This window comes from Sandaracinaceae bacterium (assembly GCA_016706685.1).
Lineage (GTDB): Bacteria > Myxococcota_A > Polyangia > Polyangiales > Houyiibacteriaceae > JADJJE01.
Window position 1 is genome coordinate 255,691 of sequence record JADJJE010000011.1, and the last position, 20,466, is coordinate 276,156.

Annotated in this window: 16 protein-coding genes and 1 tRNA gene; 12 read left to right on the forward strand and 5 right to left on the reverse strand. The window is 69.1% G+C overall.

Annotation, left to right across the window (positions count from 1 at the left end):
- The first annotated feature begins 64 nt into the window (after positions 1–64).
- The 4 genes from IPI43_14490 to IPI43_14505 all read left to right on the forward strand — a co-directional run bounded on the left by IPI43_14490 (position 65) and on the right by IPI43_14505 (position 2,995).
- Positions 65–709 (forward strand): hypothetical protein, encoded by a 645-nt coding sequence (locus IPI43_14490; protein ID MBK7775317.1) that lies wholly within the window; start codon positions 65–67, stop codon positions 707–709.
- The gene (locus tag IPI43_14495; GenBank protein MBK7775318.1) at positions 706–1,260 is read left to right on the forward strand and encodes a hypothetical protein; all 555 of its coding nucleotides are present in this window, start codon (positions 706–708) and stop codon (positions 1,258–1,260) included. Before IPI43_14490 ends, IPI43_14495 begins: the two co-directional genes overlap by 4 nt.
- 57 nt (positions 1,261–1,317) lie before the next feature.
- Positions 1,318–2,829, forward strand: coding sequence for a chorismate-binding protein (locus IPI43_14500; GenBank protein MBK7775319.1), 1,512 nt, complete (start codon positions 1,318–1,320; stop codon positions 2,827–2,829).
- Positions 2,830–2,921: 92 nt separating this feature from the next.
- Positions 2,922–2,995, forward strand: a tRNA-Asp gene (locus IPI43_14505).
- A 69-nt stretch (positions 2,996–3,064) separates the two neighbouring features.
- On the opposite strand, the gene IPI43_14510 is transcribed toward IPI43_14505, so the two are convergent.
- Entirely contained in the window at positions 3,065–3,604 is a 540-nt protein-coding gene (locus tag IPI43_14510) for a hypothetical protein (GenBank protein MBK7775320.1), read from the reverse strand.
- A 114-nt stretch (positions 3,605–3,718) separates the two neighbouring features.
- On the opposite strand from IPI43_14510, the gene IPI43_14515 reads away from it, so the two are divergent.
- From IPI43_14515 to IPI43_14535, 5 genes are read left to right on the forward strand one after another with little or no spacing between them, the layout of a single operon-like run.
- Positions 3,719–4,972, forward strand: a complete 1,254-nt coding sequence (locus IPI43_14515; GenBank protein MBK7775321.1) for a serine hydroxymethyltransferase — start codon at positions 3,719–3,721, stop codon at positions 4,970–4,972.
- Positions 4,973–5,000: 28 nt separating this feature from the next.
- Entirely contained in the window at positions 5,001–5,693 is a 693-nt protein-coding gene (locus tag IPI43_14520; protein MBK7775322.1) for a TetR/AcrR family transcriptional regulator, read from the forward strand.
- A gap of 32 nt (positions 5,694–5,725) precedes the next feature.
- Positions 5,726–7,264 (forward strand): VanW family protein, encoded by a 1,539-nt coding sequence (locus IPI43_14525; GenBank protein ID MBK7775323.1) that lies wholly within the window; start codon positions 5,726–5,728, stop codon positions 7,262–7,264.
- Positions 7,265–7,313: 49 nt separating this feature from the next.
- Entirely contained in the window at positions 7,314–8,576 is a 1,263-nt protein-coding gene (gene coaBC / locus IPI43_14530) for a bifunctional phosphopantothenoylcysteine decarboxylase/phosphopantothenate--cysteine ligase CoaBC (protein MBK7775324.1), read from the forward strand.
- On the forward strand, positions 8,577–9,659 hold the full coding sequence (locus IPI43_14535) for a serine/threonine protein kinase (GenBank protein ID MBK7775325.1): 1,083 nt from the start codon (positions 8,577–8,579) through the stop codon (positions 9,657–9,659).
- Between the two features lie 25 nt (positions 9,660–9,684).
- On the opposite strand, the gene IPI43_14540 is transcribed toward IPI43_14535, so the two are convergent.
- Positions 9,685–10,182: a hypothetical protein gene (locus IPI43_14540; GenBank protein MBK7775326.1), complete on the reverse strand. Its 498-nt coding sequence runs from the start codon at positions 10,180–10,182 to the stop codon at positions 9,685–9,687.
- 127 nt (positions 10,183–10,309) lie between these two features.
- Between IPI43_14540 and IPI43_14545 the strand changes: the two genes are divergently transcribed.
- The 3 genes from IPI43_14545 to IPI43_14555 all read left to right on the forward strand — a co-directional run bounded on the left by IPI43_14545 (position 10,310) and on the right by IPI43_14555 (position 16,938).
- Complete coding sequence (locus IPI43_14545; GenBank protein MBK7775327.1) at positions 10,310–11,203, forward strand: hypothetical protein; 894 nt, start codon at positions 10,310–10,312, stop codon at positions 11,201–11,203.
- Between the two features lie 14 nt (positions 11,204–11,217).
- Complete coding sequence (locus tag IPI43_14550) at positions 11,218–11,817, forward strand: threonylcarbamoyl-AMP synthase (protein ID MBK7775328.1); 600 nt, start codon at positions 11,218–11,220, stop codon at positions 11,815–11,817.
- A gap of 381 nt (positions 11,818–12,198) precedes the next feature.
- Positions 12,199–16,938, forward strand: coding sequence for a hypothetical protein (locus IPI43_14555; GenBank protein MBK7775329.1), 4,740 nt, complete (start codon positions 12,199–12,201; stop codon positions 16,936–16,938).
- Positions 16,939–17,051: 113 nt separating this feature from the next.
- On the opposite strand, the gene apaG is transcribed toward IPI43_14555, so the two are convergent.
- The 3 genes from apaG to IPI43_14570 form a co-directional block, all read right to left on the reverse strand.
- On the reverse strand, positions 17,052–17,450 hold the full coding sequence (apaG, locus tag IPI43_14560; protein ID MBK7775330.1) for a Co2+/Mg2+ efflux protein ApaG: 399 nt from the start codon (positions 17,448–17,450) through the stop codon (positions 17,052–17,054).
- 64 nt (positions 17,451–17,514) lie between these two features.
- The gene (locus IPI43_14565) at positions 17,515–18,084 is read right to left on the reverse strand and encodes a hypothetical protein (GenBank protein MBK7775331.1); all 570 of its coding nucleotides are present in this window, start codon (positions 18,082–18,084) and stop codon (positions 17,515–17,517) included.
- Positions 18,085–18,110: 26 nt separating this feature from the next.
- Positions 18,111–20,366 (reverse strand): nitrite/sulfite reductase, encoded by a 2,256-nt coding sequence (locus IPI43_14570; protein ID MBK7775332.1) that lies wholly within the window; start codon positions 20,364–20,366, stop codon positions 18,111–18,113.
- Positions 20,367–20,466 lie beyond the last annotated feature (100 nt).

Sequence of the window (20,466 nt, forward strand, 5' to 3'; positions counted from 1 at the left end):
CCCACCACCCAAGAAACGGGTTCTGCCGCGGGGATGGGTCGTGATAGGCTCCCCGCCATCCGGCATGCCACTCACCGAAAAAGCCTCTCGTCTCAAGTCGCTGTCCCTGCCCGCACGCACTGCGCCGCTGTGGCTCCTCGGCTCGCTGGCCCTCTTGGGCTGTGGCGAGAGCGTCGAAGCCAACGTCGTCGTCGAGCGCTTGCCCGACCCGGAGCCCAACCTCCCCGAGGTGCCGGACCTTCCGCCGCCGCCGCACCCCACGCGCTACGGTGACGAGAGCTACAGCGTCTACGGCGTCCGCCACATGAGCTCGGTCACCATGGATCACGACGTGGCCGTCACGGGCTACATCGTGGAGATCTACACGCGCCCGGACTGTGACAACGAAGAGGCGTGTCCGCGCGCCGTGGCCCCGCACTTCTACATCGCCGACACCGCCAACGAGGCGGACGCCAGCAAGCGCATCATGGTCGCGGGCTACGCCACGCGTCAGGGCGAGGTGGACGACGCCATGGCCAACGCCCGCGGCGGCCGCGCCCCCGAGGCCACCCCGGGTGCACCGCCCCCCATCCCCACCGACCTGGCGCTCGGCAACAAGGTCACCGTGCGTGGCCGCTTCCAGCGCTACTCGGGCGTGGGCTTCTCGGCCAGCAACGGTCTGATCGAGTTCCAAGGGCACACCACCGTCGAAGCGGCCCCGGCCCCTTGAGCGTCGCCGCCTGGCTCCAGCACGCGGGGGCACAGAACGACGTCGTCGAGTGGGCGCGCCCCTACGGCACGGACTGGAACGCCGCCATGACAGCCTGCCCGCGGGCCGACTGGCTGTTGGGCATCGCCGCCCGCCTGCACCTCCCACGCGAGGCGCTGGCCCGCGCCGCCATGGCCTGCGTGCGCGTGGCACATGCGGGGCGCGAGATGCCCGACGTGGCCCTGGCCGCCCTCGAGTCCGTGCACACCTGGGCCATCCACTGGGAGCCCTTCGCCAATTGCGCCAAGCACGCCGCCCTGTGTGAAGAAGCCGCCAAGCACGCCAAGACACCGGCCGAGGCGGCGCTGCTCAACGCGGTCGCGTCCGTGGCGCGCATCCCGGACGATCCCGCCAGCGCCGCGCTCGCCGCGACGTACTCCGTGGAGCTGAGCCTCGCCCAGGCCGACGACGACGAGCTCATGTCGGTCATGCTCAGCGCGCAGAGCTCCTGCGTGGAAGCAGCCCGCGTGCACCTGCCCATCGCGCTGTTCGAGAGCGCGCGCGCCACCTGAGCCGCCACTGGCGCAAGCGAGGTGACAAGCGGCCCGGCTTTGCGATACTGCCCGGCCATGCCCGCCTCCGTGAGTCTCAGCCTCGACCAGTTTCGCGCGCTCGCGCGTGAGCCCGGGGTCACCGTCATCCCGCTCTTCCGCGAGATCCTCGCCGACGTGGTCACCCCGGTGGTGGCGCAGGCCACGCTGGGCAGCGCCGAAGGCAGCTTCCTGCTGGAGAGCGTGGTCGGCGGCGAGAAGTGGGCGCGCTACAGCTTCGTGGGCTTCGACCCGCAGCGCATCGTGCGCGGCGTGGCCAACCGCTTCGAGACCGTGGTTGGCAGCACCGTCACGCGCGAGGACGGCATCGACCCGCTCGAGCGCCTTCGGGAGACGCTGGCCGAGTACGTGCCGCCCCGCGAGGTGGAGGGCCTGCCGCGCTTCTGGGGCGGGGCTGTGGGCTACGTGACCTACGACGCCGTGCGGCGCTTCGAGCCCAAGGTGGGCGCTGCGCTCGGCCCGGACGACGAGTGGGAGTTCTGCTTCGGCATCGGCGGCACGCTGCTCATCTTCGACAGCGTGAAGCAGGTCATCAAGGTGGTGGCCCCCGCGCACGTGCCCGCTGGCGCCGACGTGGACGCCGCGTACCACGCCGCGGTCGCGCGAGTGGAAGGCGCCATCGCGCAGCTGGCCACGCCCCGTCATCCGCGCCCGCTGTCGTTGCCCGAGCGACCCAGCCTCGAGCTGCCGCCCAGCAACTTCGAGCGCGCCCGCTTCGAGGCCGCCGTGGTGCGCGCACAGGAGTACATCCGCGCCGGAGACATCTTCCAGGTGGTGCTCTCGCAGCGCTTCCGCGTGCCCCTCACGCCGGGCTTCGACGTCTACGACGTCTACCGCGCCATGCGGTCCATCAACCCGTCTCCGTACATGTACTTCCTGCGCTTCTCGGAGCTGCAGATCGCGGGCGCCAGCCCCGAGACGCTGGTGCGCTTGGAAGACGGCGTGGTCAGCGTGCGCCCCATCGCCGGCACGCGTCACCGCGGGGCCACAGCGGAAGAAGACCAGGCCATCGCGGAAGAGCTGCTGGCCGACCCGAAGGAACGCGCCGAGCACGTGATGCTGGTGGACCTGGGCCGCAACGACGTGGGGCGCATCAGCGGCCCTGGCGAGGTGCGCGTCACCGACCAGATGATGATCGAGCGCTACTCGCACGTGATGCACATCGTCTCCAACGTGGAGGGCAAGCTGGCCGCGGGCAGCGACGCGCTCGACGTGCTGCGCGCCACCTTCCCGGCCGGGACGCTGAGCGGTGCGCCCAAGGTGCGCGCCATGCAGATCATCGAGGAGCTCGAGCCCGAGCGGCGCGGCGTGTACGGCGGCGCCGTCGGCTACATCGGCTTCGACGGCAACATGGACGTGGCCATCGCCATCCGCACCGTGGTGGCGCGCGACGGAGCGCTGTTGCTGCAAGCGGGCGCGGGCGTGGTCGAGGCCTCGGTTCCCGCGTCCGAATGGCAGGAGACCGTCAACAAGGCGAGGGCCGGCTTGGTGGCCCTGTCGGTCGGCGTTTCGGGCGCAAAACAAGGCTGACGAAAAGTTCTCCGAAACCTTTGACAGCGCCACGAGGGGGCGCTAGAAGGTGCGTCCGTTGACGGGGCCAAGGCTCCTGAGACACCCCACCAGCGGTGGTAGTTAAGTTGGTTATAACGCCGGCCTGTCACGCCGGAGGCCGCGGGTTCGAGTCCCGTCCGCCGCGCTGGTAAGACCCCCTGAGCAATCAGGGGGTTTTGTTTTTCCGTCTCCGACCACATCCCCCGTGGGCTGCTCAGAGACGCTCTTCAATCCAGCGCGAGACGCTCTCGGCATCACGCAGCCCGAGCGTCAACGGCAACGTGAGCGTGCGCTGATCCCGCAGCTGCAGCTGGATGAGGTACGGCTGAGGCACGGGGTACCCGCGGTACTTCGCGGGGTTCCAGAACGACGGTGGGCGGAGCGCCATGCGTGCCCCGCCCAGCTGCCCGAGCGCCACACGCCGCTCACGGAACGGCCACAGCGGCCCGAACGCAAAGCGCAGCTCGCCACCGTCCACCCTCAGCGCCGATCGGTTCACCAGCGCACGGACCGCCGCGTAGACCAGCGCGAGCCCCACCACCAACACAGGGAGAGCCCCCAGCGCATCGCCCGGCAGCTCGCCCTGGATCAGGAACAGCATCATCGGCAGCACGATCACCAGTCCCCACGAGCCGAACATGAGCACCGGGACGAAGCGCGTCCGCGACCGAAACCGCAAGACCCGCGAGTCCCCCTCACCCGCGCCCTCCCGCACCAGCACGTCCCCTGCCACAGCGTCCGAGTAGTCGCTCATCGCAGGAGAGCATAGCGCGGCTTTGTCATGGCCCGCTCCGCCTGCTACATGCTGGCGCGTCCGCCGGCCACGCGACTCCCTCGCGACGCTGACCGTTGGCGGAGGAGAAGCCGCATGTCCGAGCTGCAGCAGATGGATCCCGAGATCGCCAACCTCATCACCCGTGAGGAGGCCCGGCAGCACCGCACCATGCGCCTGATCCCCTCGGAGAACTACGCCTGGCCGGCCGTCATGGAGGCCTGCGGCAGCGTCCTCAACAACAAGTACTCCGAGGGCTACCCCGGCAAGCGCTACTACGAGGGCCAGGAGTTCATCGACGGCGTGGAGTCGTTGGCCATCTCGCGCGTGAAGGAGCTGTTCGGCGTGGACCACGCCAACGTGCAGCCCTACTCCGGCTCGCCGGCCAACCTCGCGGTCTACTTCGCGTTCTGCAAGCCCGGCGACACCGTCATGGGCATGGGCCTGCCCAGCGGCGGCCACCTCACGCACGGCTGGAACGTCAGCATCAGCGGCGCCTACTTCAACGCCGTGCAGTACGGCGTGCGTCAGTCGGACCACCTCATCGACTTCGATCAGGTCGCGTCACTCGCCCGCGAGCACAAGCCCAAGCTGCTCTTCTGCGGCGCCACCGCCTACCCGCGCCTCATCGACTTCGCGCGCTTCGCGGAGATCGCGCGCGAGGTGGGCGCCATCCTGGTGGCCGACATCGCGCACATCAGCGGCCTGGTGGCCGGCGGCGCGCACCCGAGCCCGGTGGGCCTCGCCGAGGTGATCAGCTCCACCACGCACAAGACCCTGCGCGGACCGCGCGGCGGCATGATCATGTGCGACCAGAAGCACCAGAAGGCCATCGACAAGTCGGTGTTCCCGGGCCTCCAGGGCGGTCCCCACAACGGCACCACCGCGGGCATCGCCGTCGCCGCCAAGCTGGCCATGACCCCCGAGTTCAAGCAGTACGCGGCCAACGTGGTGGAGAACGCGCGCGTCCTCGCGCAGCGCCTCGAGGAGCGTGGCTTCGCGCTCATCACCGGGGGCACCGACAACCACCTGGTGCTCATGGACCTCACGCCCAAGGGCGTGTCCGGCAAGATCGCCGCGCAGGCGCTGGACCGCGCCGGCATCGTGACCAACTACAACTCCATCCCCTTCGACCCGCGCAAGCCGTTCGATCCGAGTGGCGTGCGCATCGGCACGCCCGCCATCACGGCGCGCGGCATGGGGCCCGCCGAGATGCGTCAGCTGGGCGACTGGATGGCCGACGTGGTGGAAGACGTCGAGAACGCCGGCAAGCTCGCCGGCATCGCCGCCGACGTGAAGGCGCTTTGCGACCAGTTCCCCGCGCCCGGCATCCCCGTCACCGCATCGTGAACGCTCTCCGCGAGAGGGGAGCGCGAGCATGAGCGCCCAAGGCGGCGACGAAAACCGCAAGCCTGGGCGGCCGCGCCTGGACGCCGAGCCCACCTTCGACCGCGAGCACGCGCTGCGGGTGGCGCTCCGCGTGTTCGCGCGCGACGGCTTCGAGGGCGCGAGCGTCCGGCAGATCAGCCGCGAGGTGGGCGTCAGCCACACGCTGCTGCACCATTACTTCGGCTCGAAGACCCAGCTCTGGCAGGCCAGCATCGACCAGAGCTTCGGGGCCATCGGCGCCGAGCTGCTGCCACGCGTGGGGCACCTCCGCGGTGAGCTCTCCATCCTGCAGCAGGTGCACGCCCTGGTCGTGCAGTACGTCATGCTGGCGTCCGAGTTCCCCGAGGGCTTCCAGATCGTCACCTACGAAGGAGCGCGTGGTGGCGAGCGCTTGGACTACATCCTCGACAACCACGTGCGCCGCTTCCTCGACGTGACGCAACGCATGGTGAAGACGGCGGGCGACCTCGGGCTGATCCGCAAGGTGCCATGGGCGTCGCTGTTCTTCTTGGTGTTCAGCGGCGGCCCCGCACTCTTGGCTCTGGGCGAGTTCGCGAAGGGCATCGGCGCGCGTCCCGAGGGCATGACCGAGCGCGAGTTCCTCGAGCAGCACGCGCAGGCCACGGCCGACATGTTCGTGGCAGCCCTCGCGCCCCCCGCCGCCGGCACCTCCAAAAGTTGACCTGAACCGCTGGGAGCTGCGATTTCTCGCGGGTGAACTCTCCTTCGCGATGGTGGACGCACGCGCGCACGGCGGTCGGTGTCGGCATGCTCGGTGGCGCCGCGCTCCTGAGCCTGCCTTCCGTCTTGCCCTCGCGCGCGGCCGCCACGGACCAGAGCGCCCCGCCGCTGGTGCGCATTGCCGGGCAGCGTGTGGAGCTGACCGACCCAGCGGCCCAGGCGCGGCGCATCGCCGACGAGTGGGCCCACGCCCCGCAGCGCTTGCAGCTCACGGAGCAGACGCTGCTGCGCACGCGCGCGGAGCTGGGCGGGAGCGTGGACGTGGAGCACCTCACGCGCTTGCTGACCGACGTGCAGAACCCCGCGAGCGCCCTGCGGCGCCGGGCCGAGAGCGCGAGCGAGTTGGAGCTTGCGCTGCCCGTGCGCTTCGACGCCGAGCCAGCACGCGAGCTGCTGTTGGAGCTCAAGCGCCAGCACGATCACCCACCGAGCGACGCGCGCTTCAACCCGGACACGCGCGAGGTCATCCCCGAGCGGGCGGGGCTCTCGCTGGACGTGTGGGCCACGCTCGACGACCTCGACGACGCGATGCACCACGGCGCCCCCGAGATCGCCGTGCGCGTGGTGCGAACGGACGCCCAGCGCACCGCACGAGAGCTGCGCGAGGTGCGCGTGGACGCTCGCCTCGGCGACTTCGAGACTCGCTACAGCCTCAACGAGAGCGCGGCCGACCGCACGCACAACCTGCGCGTCGCGGCGCGCAAGATCGACGGCCTGGTGCTGCTGCCGGGCGAGGTGTTCGACTTCAACGCCGTGGTGGGCGAGCGCAACGAGGCCAGCGGCTTCCGCCCGGCTCCGGTCATCGCCGGCGGTGAGCTGGTGGACGGCCTCGGAGGCGGCGCCTGCCAGATCGCGGGCACCATCCACGCGGCGGCGTTCTTCGCGGGCCTCACCATCCTCGAGCGCCACCCGCACAGCCGTCCCAGCTTCTACATCAAGCTGGGCCTCGACGCGGCGGTCAGCTACCCCACCATCAACCTGGTGTTCCGCAACGATCACCCTTTCCCCGTGGTCATCCGCATGCAGCTCGAGGGCGGCGCGGCGCGCTCCGAAGTGCTGGGGCTCGAGCAGCGCGACATGGTCACGTTCGTGCGGCGCGTGGACGGCGTGACTCCGTACACCGAGTCCGAGACGCAGGACAGCAGCTTGCCCTCCGGCGTGCGCGTGCTGGGCCAGCGCGGCGTGCCGGGCTTTCGTGTGAGCCGCTGGCGCATCATCCGCAGCATGGAGAGCAACCAGGCGCGCCGCGAAGCCTCCGTGGACATCTACCCGCCCACCACCCAGATTTGGCGCGTGGGCACCGGGGGCCCGCCTCCCGAGGGCTACGTCGCCGAGGGCGATGGTCACCCCGAGTACACGGCCGACGAGTACACCACCATGACCCAGGGCCCGGGCATCCGCGGCACCGACGTGGTGCGCACGCCCGGCTTCTCGGGGCTGCCCGGCTGGACCGCGCGCATGGGGATGCCTCAGCCCCCGCTGGTGGAGCCGAGCCCCGAAGACGGCAACTGACCGGCAACTGACCGGCAACTGACGCAGAGACCAACGCGGCATTCCTGCTATGCTCCGCGCGGTCATGCTCTCGGGTAAACGCATCGTCGTCGGGATCGGTGGCGGCATCGCGGCGTTCAAGGCCGTCGAGCTGGTCCGTGAGCTGGGTCGTCGTGGCGCGCAGGTGCGCGTGGTCATGACACCCGCGGCCACGCGCTTCGTGGGGCCCATCACCTTCACGGGGCTGCTGGGGCAACCGCCCGTGGTGGACCTGTGGGACCCCAGCTACCGCGGCGAAGTGCACGTGGAGTTGGGCGAGTGGGCCGACGCGATGGTGGTCGCGCCCGCCACCATGAACCTCATCGCGCGGGCGGTGCACGGGCACGCCGATGACGCGGTGCTGGCCACCCTCGCGTGTTGCAGCGGGCCACGCGTGTTCGCGCCCGCCATGCACCCGCACATGTGGATGCAGCCCTCCACGCAGCGCAACGTCGCCACGCTGCGCAACGATGGCGTCTTGCTGGTGGGTCCCGTAGATGGCCCGCTCGCCAACGGGGGCAGCGGCCTCGGTCGCATGGCGGAGCCCGTGGCCATCGTGGACGCGCTCGCCGCGCACCTCACGGGAGCGTCCTCGCAGGCCGCCGACCTGGCTGGCCTAAAGGTGCTCATCAGCGCAGGCCCCACCTACGAAGACCTCGACCCCGTGCGCTTCCTGGGCAACCGCTCCACCGGCAAGATGGGCTTCGCGCTCGCCGCACGAGCACGCGCACGCGGCGCGGACGTGGTGCTGGTCAGCGGCCCGGTCACCCTGCCGGATCCCGTAGGGGTCACCACGCAGCGGGTTCGCTCCGCACGCGAGATGCACGCCGCCGTGAAGACCCGGGTCGCGCAGGGCGTCGACGTGGTCATCATGGCCGCCGCGGTCGCCGACTACCGCCCCGCTGAGCGGGCAGACCAGAAGATCAAGAAGGCGGGAGACCGTCCGCTCGCGCTGGTTCGCAACCCCGACATCCTGGCAGAGCTGGGGGCCGAGCGGGCCGAGCGCATGGGCAGCTCACCGGGCGCCCACCCCGTGCTGATCGGCTTCGCGCTCGAGACCAACGACATCGAGAACCACGCCCGTGGGAAGCTCGCGTCCAAGCGCTGCGACCTCATCGTCGCGAACGAGGCGCAGCACGGGTTCGGCGGCGACACCAACCTCGCGCACCTGGTCAGCCAGACGGGCATTCGTTCGCTCGAGACCATGAGCAAGGACGCCCTCGACGACCAGATCCTGGACGCCGCCCTCGGCATCCACCGAGCCCACGCGCAGCTCCGCGCCACAGGACAGTAGATGGCCGAAATCTCACGCCCCAGCATGCTCTCGTTCCTCGGTCAGGTGCTCGACGGGCGCTACCGCATCACCTCCGTGCTGGGCGAGGGCGGCATGGGCGTGGTCTACCGCGCCGAGCAGATCGGCGGCCCGGCCGTGGCCGTGAAGGTGCTGCACGACGACCTGGTGGACACCCCCGAGCTGCGCGAGCGCTTCGAGCGTGAGGCGCGCGCGCTGTTCGCGCTCGAGCACCCCAACGTGCTCAGCGTGCACGACTTCGGCGTGGCCAGCGGCAGCCCCTACCTGGTCATGGAGCTGCTGTCGGGCCAGCCACTCGACAAGTACCTCGAAGACAACTCGCCCGAGCCACACGAGGCGCTGCACATCGCGCGGCAGATCCTCACTGGCCTCGCCTTCGCGCATGCCAAGGGCGTAGCGCACCGTGACTTGAAGTCCGAGAACGTCTTCCTGCCCACCCTGCCGGATGGTTCGTTGGGCGCCAAGCTGTTGGACTTCGGCCTGGTGAAGTTCATGGACGACGACCGCTGGGGCGAATCCAAGAAGCTCACCATGCAGGGCTCGGTCTTCGGAACACCGGCCTACATGGCACCCGAGCAGTGCACCGGGGCCCCGTCCGACGCGCGCACGGACGTGTACTCCATGGGCTGCATCCTCTTCGAGCTGCTCACCGGTGTGTGGCCCTTCATGGAGGAAAACCAGGTGATGATGTTCCGCGCGCACCTGATGACGCCGCCGCCCACGCTCGCGTCGGCCAGCGACTCGTACGAGTTCGTGGCGGACCTCGAGGCCATCATCGCGCGCGCGCTCGCGAAGAAGCCCGAAGAGCGGTTTCAGGACGGCGGGCAGATGCTGGCCGCGCTCAACGCGCTACCCGCCGTGGTGCATCGCCCGAAGGGCAGCGGCACGGTGGCCGCGCCGCACACGGCCGCGCTGGGCATGGCACCCGTGCCCGTGCTAGCCGGCCCGCCCGCGCACTCCACGTCGCAGCAAGGCAACCCCATGCTCCCCGTTCTCGTGGTGGGCATCGTGGTCGTGGTGCTCGTCGTCGCCGGCGCAGCGATGGCCGCGCTCTTCATGTTCTAGTGCTCACCTACGGAGCGCAGGGCGCCTAGCGGACTGCGTCCCAGGCCTGCTTCACGCTCAAGTACGTCTGGATGGCGCTCTCGGTGAGGTCCAGCGCGCCCTCGGCCACGAGGCGCTCGTGGATCTTCTGCGGCTCGCGCTCCCAGCCCTTGGGCAGGTCCAGCTTCACGTTGAGCGGCACGCCGCCCAGCTGACCGGCCTCTTCCAGCTTCCAGAGCGCCTCGGCGGCGAGGAACTGGCCGGCCGTGATGCGCACCTCGGGCGACAGGTGGCTGGCGAGCGGGAACACCTCGTAGAAGCCCACCGCGTCTTTCTGGCCGCCGAGCTGCTTGCGCAACGCCGCGAACGTGACCGCAGGCACGGGCAGCTCGATGAGGTCCACGCCGGCCACATCCAGGCCGTGTGCGGCCATGAGGGCGCGCTCCATGGCGTCTCCATGGCTCTGGGTGAGGACAGCCGCGCGCGCGCCTTGATCGAGCAAGACGGTGACGACGATATAGGGGCGAGGATCCTTCTCAGTCATGGCAGTGCACGCGACTTACCCCAAACGCGAGCGCTTGGGTAGCAGAGAGAGACAATCATCCTCCGCGAGGTGACCGACACGCACGCGTGGCTGTCGCGCGCTCCGCTTCGTGCTACATGCGCCGGGCATGGATATCTCGCTCGTGCGCGCCTCGATCTATGATCTTCCCTCGCGCCAACGGCTCGACGCGCTGGTCTACGACGGCTCCTCCGACCTTCAGCTGTGGCCCGGACGCGGCGCAGACTTCGACTTGGACGAGCGCTTCGGCGGGCGCCTGCAAGAGGCGCTGGACGCCGAGGTGCGTCAGCTCCCCGGCAAGCTCCTGCCGCTGTTCGAGGTGGTGCGCGTGGCCCGCGGGCGCCTGCACTGCGACTTCTTGGCGTGGGTGGCCACGCGCCCGCCGCAGTCCGGCACGCGCCCCGAGCCCGCGCCCGACGCCAAGGGCATCAACCGCGCGGTGAAGGCCGCCCTGCACTTCGCCTCCACGCGGCACGTCAAGCGCATCGGCTTCGGCGCGCTGGGCGCTGGGCCGGGCGAGCTCCCGCCGGCCGAGCGCCTGATCGAGATCATTCGCGCGGCCCACGAGTACGAAGAGCAGTGCGCGCAGAGCGGCCACGCTACCGGCGTGGAAGAGGTGCTGGTGTGCGAGACGCTGGGCTCCACCTATCAGAAGGTGGCGGCCGCCGTCCGTGACATGGCCAAGATCGAAAACTTGGTGGCGCAGGCCCCCGCCGCACGCAGCGCGGGTCTGGCCAAGCGCGGCACCTCGGAGTCGGGTCCCGGCCGCAAGGTGGCCACGCGCAAGGGTCAGAAGCTGGCCGCCCCGGAAGTGGACGCGCACCGCCACCGCGCCACGCCCTACTCTCCCCGCACGCGCTTCACGGCAGGCGACTGGGTCTCGCACACGCGCTTCGGCATCGGGCGCGTGGAAGAGGTGAGCCCCGGCGAGTCCACCGAGCAGGCCCGCGTGCTCTTCGAAGACGGCGTCGAGCGGCGCCTGGTGCACGCCCGCACCGAGTAACGGAACCCCACCCCATGCGCGTCGAGATCCACCCCACCCATCCGCAGCAGCGCTTGCTCGACAAGGCCGTCGAGGTGCTGCGCCGCGGTGGGGTCGTGGTCTACCCAACGGACACGGTCTACGGCATCGGCTGCGACATCACGCAGAAGAAGGCGCTCGAGCGGGTCTACGAGCTGAAGCGCATGCCCAGCGACCACCCTGTCGGCTTCGTGTGCCCGGACCTCGGTGACATCGCGCGCTACGCGGTGGTGGACGACATGAGCTACCGCATCATGCGGCGGCTGCTGCCGGGGCCCTACACGTTCATCCTGCCGGCCACGCGTGAGGTCCCCAAGATTGTCATGCGCAAGCAGAAGACCGTGGGCATCCGCGTGCCGCACCACGAGGTGGCGCTGCGCCTGGTGCGCGCGCTGGGGCATCCCATCGTGTCCACGTCGGCCAGCATCGACGGCGTGCAGCACGCCGATCCGGATGACATCGCGGCGCAGTTCCCGCGCGCCGACATGATCCTGGACTCTGGCTGGGGCGGCCTCGAGCCCTCCACGATCGTCGACCTCACGGGGCACACCCCGGTCGTGGTCCGCGAAGGCGCAGGCCCCGCCGACGTCGTCTGAGCCCTTCGGACAGGCACAATTCCGAGGATTGTGGGGCGTGAGCGCGCGAGCCCTGCCGCGTAGGCGCGTGTGCGGCACCACTTACATTGTGAGAGTTACCCGTTACAGCAAAGGCGGACTCGCGATGTAAACGTCTTGTAAACGACTGATGATAAAAATATTCTCGATTGGCGAGCGGCTCACCATGTGTCGAGCACGCCCAAAAAAGGAACGCCAATGCGACACTCGCGCTTACTTGGTCTAGCGGCATTACTCGCCGCCATGGTTGCCCCCGGATGCGGGGGTGGTGGAGATAACCCAACGGACACGGGCCCTGTCGATGCCAATGGCAACGACAGTTCGATCAACCCGAACGGACTTCCTGCAGGCTCTCCCTGCACGATGAGCGGCGAGTGTGGCGGCGCGAACGCGCTGTGCCTCGCTGAGGGTCTCTACCCATTGCGTGCCCTCGAGGACTCGACCGACCCCACCGCGCAGACGTTCGCCGAGCTGGGTCTTCCGCTGCCCGGTGGCTACTGCTCCACCGTCCCCACCTGTGCGGACGACACGGACTGTGGCCCCGGTGGCACCTGCTTCTTCCCACTGGAGATGGTCAGTGAAGAGACCCTCGAGATGGGCGTGGCCGTGTTGGGCCTCGCGAACCAGGCGGACCGCGACATCTTCATGTCGTTCTTGACCTACGGCCAGTGTCTCCAGGCGTGCGACGCCCCCGAAGATTGCACGCGCTCCGGCTACCGGTGCGTGGCGCCGCTCTCGGAGTTCGTGGGCATCATCGGGGGCGACATCGAGAGCACATTCTGCGTCGGCACGCCCGAAGCTATTTGCATGGACTCGTGCGTCAACGGCACCTGCAACTCGGATCCCGACGATGCGGTCCCCGTGTGGACGTGCGAGTGCGAAGCGGGCTACACCGGCGCGAACTGCGACGAACAGATCCCCGGCCTGTGCCCGTTCTTCGACGTCACCGCGCCGCTTCAAGTGAGCGCCACGGGCTATGACCAGGGCGAGATCGCGACCTTCTCCTGTGCTCAGGGCTTCGGGCTCGTGGGCGACATGACCCGCACCTGCCAGGCGGACGGCACCTGGACCGGCGCCCTCCCCAGCTGCGCGGCTGACCCGTGCGCGGGCTCTCCCTGCATGAACGGCGGCACCTGCGACGGCACCACCGGCAGCGCGGTCTGCACGGGCTGTGACGCGGGTTGGTCCGGCACCCTCTGCGACGTCCCCGTCGACTGCGGGGCCCTGAGCGCCACGGCGCCCTTGATGGTCAGCACCACCGCCAACACGCTCGATGGCGTGGCCACCTACTCGTGCACCGGCAACTTCGTCCTGACCGGGTCGGCGACGCGCAGCTGTCAGAGCAACGGGAGTTGGAGCGGCGCCGCCCCCACCTGTGAGGATCCCCCGCAGACCTGCACTCCCAACCCCTGCGACAACGGTGGCACCTGCATCGCCGACGGCTCGGGGAACTTCGCCTCGTGCGACTGCGCGAACGGTTGGACGGGGCAGACCTGCGCGGTTCCCGTGACCTGCGGCGTGCTCTCGCCCGTGTCCCCGCTGAACGTCGGCTACTCCGACGCCCAGGACGCCGGCAGCGTGGCGACCTACACCTGCGGTACGGGCTACACCCTGCAGGGCACCCCCACGCGGACCTGCGTGGACGACAACTCCGGCGTCGGAGCGTGGAGCGGCTCGGAGCCCACCTGCCAGCGCATCACCTGCCCCCCGCTGACGATCACGGCGCCGCTGCAGACCGACACCTCAGAGAATGACTTCGGCACCACGGTAACCTACAGCTGCGCGACGGGCTATCAGCTCGGCGGCGCCGGTCCCTCGTCCACCACGTGTGGCGCGGGTGGCTGGAGCCCTGCGACCCTGCCCACCTGCAACATCGTCACCTGCCCCGCGCTCTCCAACCCCAGCAACGGCATGGTGGACGACGGCACCAACGTGTACGACACCACCGCCGCATACACCTGCAACTCGGGCTACGAGGTGACGGGCGGCACCACGGTGCGCTGCAGTGCATCGGGCACCTGGACCGGCACCCCGCCCACTTGCGGTCTCGTCTCCTGCGCCACGCGCACGGCGCCGACCAACGGCACCATCACACCGACCTCGGGACCCTACGTGTTCGGTGACTCCATCACCTACGCGTGCAACATGGGCTACTCGCTGAGCGGCGGAACCGCCATGCAGGACTGCCTCGCGAGCGGCAACTGGAGCAGCACCGCACCAACCTGTTCTCAGGTGCTCTGCCCCGTGCTGACCGCGCCCACGAACGGCACCGTGAACGACATGGGTCGGACCCCGGGCACTGTCGCGGCCTACGCCTGCGACGCGAGCTACGGGTTGTCCTCGACCGCACCCGTGACGTGTCAGGCGAACGGCACCTGGATGGGTACGCCGCCGACCTGCAACCTGCTCGACTGCGGGGCTCCCCCCGCGGCCAATGCCAACGGCACGCGCGTCGTCCCCGGGGCCACCACGGTCGGGGCCAGCACCAGCTACTCCTGCAACACAGGGTACACCGGTGGCGGCAACGTCACCTGTCAGACCAATGGCACGTGGAGCGCGACGACGGCTCCGGCCTGCACCATCGTCTCGTGTGGGGCGCCCCCGACGGTGACCAACGGCACCGTCGGCGCAGGCAGCAACACCTACAACAGCTCGCGCACCTATACGTGCAACAACGGCTTCCAGATCACGATGGGCTCCGGCGACGTCACCTGTCTTGCGACCGGTAGCTGGAGCACTGCCCCCACCTGCGAGCCCATCCCCGATGGCTGCGCGCCGAACCCGTGCCAGAACGGTGGCACCTGCACCGAGAGCGGTGGAACCTTCACCGGTTGCACCGGCTGCAACGCTGGCTACTCCGGCATGCTCTGTGAGGTCGCTGTCGACTGCGGGTCGCTCACCGTCACCAACGGTAGCGTTGGATACAGCCCCATGAACACCACGCTCGGCAGCGTGGCTACCACGACCTGCACGGCAGGCTACACCCGCGCTGGCCCAGCAACGCGGACCTGCCAGACCAACGGCACGTGGAGTGGCTCGGCCAACACCTGTGTCCCGGTCGACTGCGGCGCAGCGCCCGACGGGACGAACTCGACCGCCACGGAGACCAGCACCACGCTCGGCGGCACGGCCACCTACTCGTGCGCCGCTGGCCACGTGGTCAGCGGTGGAAACGCGAGCCGCACGTGCGGAACGAATGGCATGTGGACCGGCACCGCGCTCAGCTGCTCACTGGGCGACTGCGGCGCTCCGCTGGCGGCTGGTAGCAACGCGAGCGTGGCGACCCCCGGTGGCACCAACACCGGCGACACGGCCACCTACACCTGCAACAACGGTTACATGACCGCCTCGGGTGTCGCGAGCCGCACCTGCGCGGTCGCCGGCGGCGTGGCCGCATGGACGCCGGTTGGCGCGTCGCTCAGCTGCAGCATCGTCAGCTGCGGAGCTCCGCCGGCTGGCACCAACTCAGCGGTCTCGTTCACGACGACCAACTTCAACGACACCGCCATGTACGCGTGCAACGTGGGCTACACGGGCGGTCCGAGCACCATCACCTGTCAGGCGAACGGCAACTGGAGTGGCGGCGGCCTCAGCTGCACCCCCGTCAGCTGCGGCGCGGCACCGGCGGCGAACGCCAATGGCACCGTCAGCGGCAGCGGCACCACTTACAACTCGACGCGCACCTACAGCTGTAACGCAGGCTACTCCGGAGGCGGGTCACTCACCTGTCTCTCGACCGGCTCGTGGAGCGGCGGCACCCCGGCATGCACGTTGGTCGATCCGTACTGCTCGCCCTCCGCGCCCGCCAACGGTGGCGTGACCGGTGGCACCACGCTCGGATCGGTCGCGAACTACACCTGCAACATGGGCTACATGGTGAGCAGCGGTAACGCGATGCGCACCTGCAACGCGGGCGGCGGCACCGGCACCTTGAGCGGCGCGCAGCCCGTGTGCAGCCCCGTGAGCTGTGGGGCTGCCCCCGACGGCACCAACTCGACGGCCACGGAGACCAGCACCGTCTACAACGGGTTGGCGACCTACACCTGCAACGTGGGCTATGTGGCCAGCGGCGGAGACGCCATGCGCACCTGTGGCGCGACGGGCATGTGGAGCGGCAACGCGCTCAACTGTGTCATCGGTGATTGCGGAGCTGCGCCAGCTGCTGGTGCCAACGCCGCCCTCACGATGTCGGGCGGCACCACAACGGGCGCAACGGCAGCGTACGCCTGCAACCCAGGCTCGGGCATGGGTTCGGGCGTCGCATCCCGCACATGCACCGTCACCGGTGGCGTGGCCAGCTGGACACCGGTAGGCGCGTCGCTCGCATGTGTCGCCACGTGCACAATCGAGTACACGCTGAACCACTCGTTCCAGATCACGAACACCGCCCTCGGTGCCGGCAACGCATCGTTCAGCGGCCTCCCAGGAACGCTCGTGCTGCGGTACGCGGCCAACGGTGCGGGTGCCGTCACCAACGGTGGCGTCGACGTCCTATTCTACTGGACCCACAACAACTTCACGGTGGATCCGACGATTGGTAGTGGGACCGTCGTGACCAACGTTCACGCATTCGCACCGAGCTGCGCTGGAGCAGTCACCACACCCGGCATGAACGCTGCTTCGTGCCCATTCGTCCCAGCGACCATGACCTCGGCTATCGCGACAGGCACGCTCGCCACGAACACCATCACGTGGGGCGCATGCTCCGGTGGAAACTACTGGAGCAACGCCACGGAGGGCTACACACCTGCCACCAACGCGACTGGCGTAGGCTGCATCAGCAACCTTCGCTCGGTGGGCAACGTGAACTGCGGCTTGGGCAGCTTTTCTTGTGGCCAGGGCGACCTGAGCTCAGGCAACAACCCGCAGAACGCCATGTGGAACCAACCCATGATGAACGGTCCGCTCGCGACGGGCTCCAACACCCTGGCGGTGTCTGCGGATCGCCGGACCGTGACCACCCCGACCGGGAACACCACCAATGGCGCGCCGGCGGCCCGCTCCTGGAACGTTCCCAACAGCACACCGAGCCGCACGTGGTCGTCCTTCGTTGGTACCGCGCGGCCGACCGGCACGGGTGCCACCACCTGCACGGGCATCTGAGAGTGAGCTAGACGCTGGGTAGCGATATCGCTGCCCCGCACCCAACAAAGAACGGGCCGCGGCAACTTGCTGCGGCCAGTTTCGTTTGGCCCACCTGCCTCCGCGCAGCCCGCTCAGTTCAACGAGAACGGCCGCTCGAGCGCGAACTCGGCGATCACCGCGTCGAACTGCTCGCCGCCCTCGGTGACCATCTGGTAGCTGCCCTTCATGCTGCCGCGCTGGGTGCGCAGGATGGCGCCGCTCGTGTACTCGAACGCCTGCCCCGGGCGCAGCGTGGGCTGCTCGCCGATGACGCCGGGGCCCCGCACCTCTTCCACGTGCTTGTAGCTGTCGGTGATGACCCAGTGGCGCGTGCGCAGCTGCACCACCTCGCTGCCCACGTTCTCGATGCGAACGCGGTAGGCAAAGGCGAAGCGCTCGGCGGCGGGCTGAGACTGCTCTTCGAGGAAGCGGCTCTCCACCAGCACGCGAACTCCGCGGGTCTCGGCGTGGCTCTTGGTCTTGATGCTCATGCGGCTGGCGGGAGGGTACTCGATCCCGACCGCCAGCCCGACAAGAGAATGGGTGTACGGCTGCCTACGCGTCGATGCGGGAGAGCAGGTCCGACACGCCAGCCGTGGAGCTCACCGTGATGCGCAGCGTGAGGGGCTCACGCGCCTCGCCGATGGACTCCACCTTGGCCGTCTGGCCCGGGTAGAGCTTGGCCAGCACGCCGTCCAACACGGGACGAACGGCGGCCACGGTGGCCTCGTCGTTGGGCGCCAGCAGGCGATCCTGGATGCGGAAGATGACCTCGCCGGTGCCGAAGCGCGCGCCGAGGCCGGCCTTCCCCTCGAGACGAACGCAGCTGCGCAGCGCGCGGCGGAAGGTGTCTTCCACGCGGGCCGCGAACTCGCCCTCGGCCAGGCGCTTGCGGCTGTACGTGAAGCCCTGGCGGCCTCCGTCACGGTCCACGGCGTAGTCGGCCTGGTGGCCGATGATCATCACGCCCGGGCCGTCCGGCACGTGCGAGTAGTCGGCCACGTCGATCAGCAGCTCGTCGGGGACGACGCGCTCACGGATCCAGTCGTGGAACACCGGCACGAGCGCGGTCTCGCTGATCTCGTCGCCGGCAAAGAACTTCACTTGGAGCTTCTGGGCTTGCATGGCTGTCTCGGTTCCTGCGGCGGGGTTCACTCAGCGGCCTGGTTCTTGTTGGCCTCGAGCCAGCGCTGGTAGCTGGCGTGGCAGGCGTCCAAGAAGAGCTGCGCCTCGTCGAGGCACTTGTGGGCGATCTCGGCGTTGGCGCCTTCGTAGCGCTTGCTGGCGTGCAGGCCGAGGAAGAAGTGGGCGAACTTGTTGCCCACGTAGGGGTCGTTGAAGAGCCCAGTGTCCTGCACATGCGTGCGGAACTGGAGCGCCACGTCGTCTGCGTCATCGCGGCACTGCTTGTCGAGGTGCCGCACCAGGGCCTTGGCCGCTGTGACCATGGACTGGAACGCGCCCGCCGCCGCGACGGTCGGGTCGCCGCCCTTGGTGTCCAGCACGTCCTGCGCGTTGTGCAGCTCTTGCTCGGCGGCCTGGAGACCGAACTCCACGAAGGGCACGATCTCGCCGGCGCACTCGCCGATGCCGATGTCGCCGATGGTGTACTCGCGCGGGTCGCCCCAGTCGCTGTAGAAGCTCTTGTCTTCCTCGTAGGAGGGGACCACCTGGAGCGGCTTCAGGATGCCGCGGAAGTCCTTCTTGCCCACGCGCCCGATGAACGCCTGGAAAGACTCGCCGGGCTCACGGTTGGCCACGTAGTGGTCCGTGATGACCTGCACCGTCTTCGGGATGTTCTTGGACGGCACCGCGCCCACGACCATGCCGTACTGCTTGGCGTTCTCGGTCCACTGGCCGCCGAGCACCACGTTGAAGTGCGGCACCTTGCGGCCGCCGGCGGCGCGGCTGATGCCGGTGAAGCCGATGTCCGCCACGTGGTGCTGACCGCAGCTGTTGAAGCAGCCGCTCGACTTGATGCGCAGCTCGCGCACCTGCGTGTCCAGCGTGTCTTCCACCAGCGTGAGGCGCTTCTTGAGCTCGGCGGTGAGCCCGCGCGACGACGAGATGCCCAGCTTGCAGGTGTCCGTGCCGGGGCACGAGGTCATGTCCGAGATGGTGCCTGCGCCCGCCTCGGCGAAGCCGATGGCCGACAAGCGCTCCCAGAACGCGATGGCGTCCGTGCCGCTCAGCCAGCGCATGGCCAGGTTCTGCTCCACGGTGCAGCGGATGCCGTCGCCCGTGTAGTCACGCGCGAGGTCCGCGATCAAGCGCGCCTGACGCGAGGTGAAGTCCCCCAACGGCAGCTTGATGACGGCGGTGTAGTAGCCCTCTTGCACCTGCGGCTTGAGGTTGTACTTGGCCCACTTCAGGAAGGCCGCGGGGCCCTCGGTGGGCAGCGCGCCCGCCGGGCGGATGGGCTTCTCGTCCAGGCGATGCAGGTCCGTGAGGTTCTCGGTCCAGCGCTCGTCCACACGCAGGCCTTCGCGCTCCACCTGCACCAGGCGCTTGAACTCGTCGAGGCCCAGCTTGTCCACCAGGAACTTGATGCGGGCGCGGGCGCGGCTCTGCTTCTCACCGAGGCGCGCGAAGACACGCGCCACGGCCTGCGACAGCGGCAGCAGCTCTTCGGCCGGGCAGAACTCGGCCAGCACCTTGGCCTCCACGGGCACGGCGCCGAGGCCACCGCCCACCACCACCTTGAAGCCGCGCTGGCCGTCCACGATCTTGGCCACCGCGCCGAGGTCGTGGAAGGTGACGAGGCCGCACGGGTTGTCGTGGCAGCCGCTGAACGCGATCTTGAACTTGCGCCCGAAGTCCTGCACGTCGGGGTGACCCAGGAAGTACTTCATGCACGCGTCGGCGTACGGGGTGACGTCGAAGCTCTCGGTGCTGCACACGCCCGAGTACTCGCAGGCGGTCACGTTGCGCACGCTGTTGCCGCACGCCTCGCGCGTGGTGATGCCCACGGCCGCCAGGCGCCGCATCATGTCCGGCGTGTCCTCGATGTGGATGTAGTGGAGCTGGATGTCCTGGCGCGTGGTGATGTGCAGGATGGTGTCCGAGTACTCCTCGGCCAGCTCCGCGTGCACCTCGAGCTGCTTGATGGACAAGCGCCCCATGGGGATCTTGATGCGCATCATGCCGGGCGCGTCCCACTGCGTGTCCGGGCCCTTGGTGAGCGGCTGCGGGAACGTGAGCGTGCGCTGCTCGATGCCGTCGCTGCGCAGGCCGTTGTCGTAGCGCTGGCCGTAGGCGCCGCGGCGCAGGCGCGTCTCGGCGAAGAACTTGTCGTCCAGCTTGCCTTGCTTCTTGAGATCGATCTGGCCCTCGAACGTGTCGATCTCCAGGGTCATCTCGGGGGACATCTCACCGCTCAGGCGGTCTTTCCAGGACGGGGCGCTCATCTCGAACTCCTGTTGCGCGGCGGGTTCTCTGCCGATGGGGGGGAACTATTCACGAGTTTACCCCGCCGTCAAGTCAACAATGGCGTTTCGCCCGTCATAT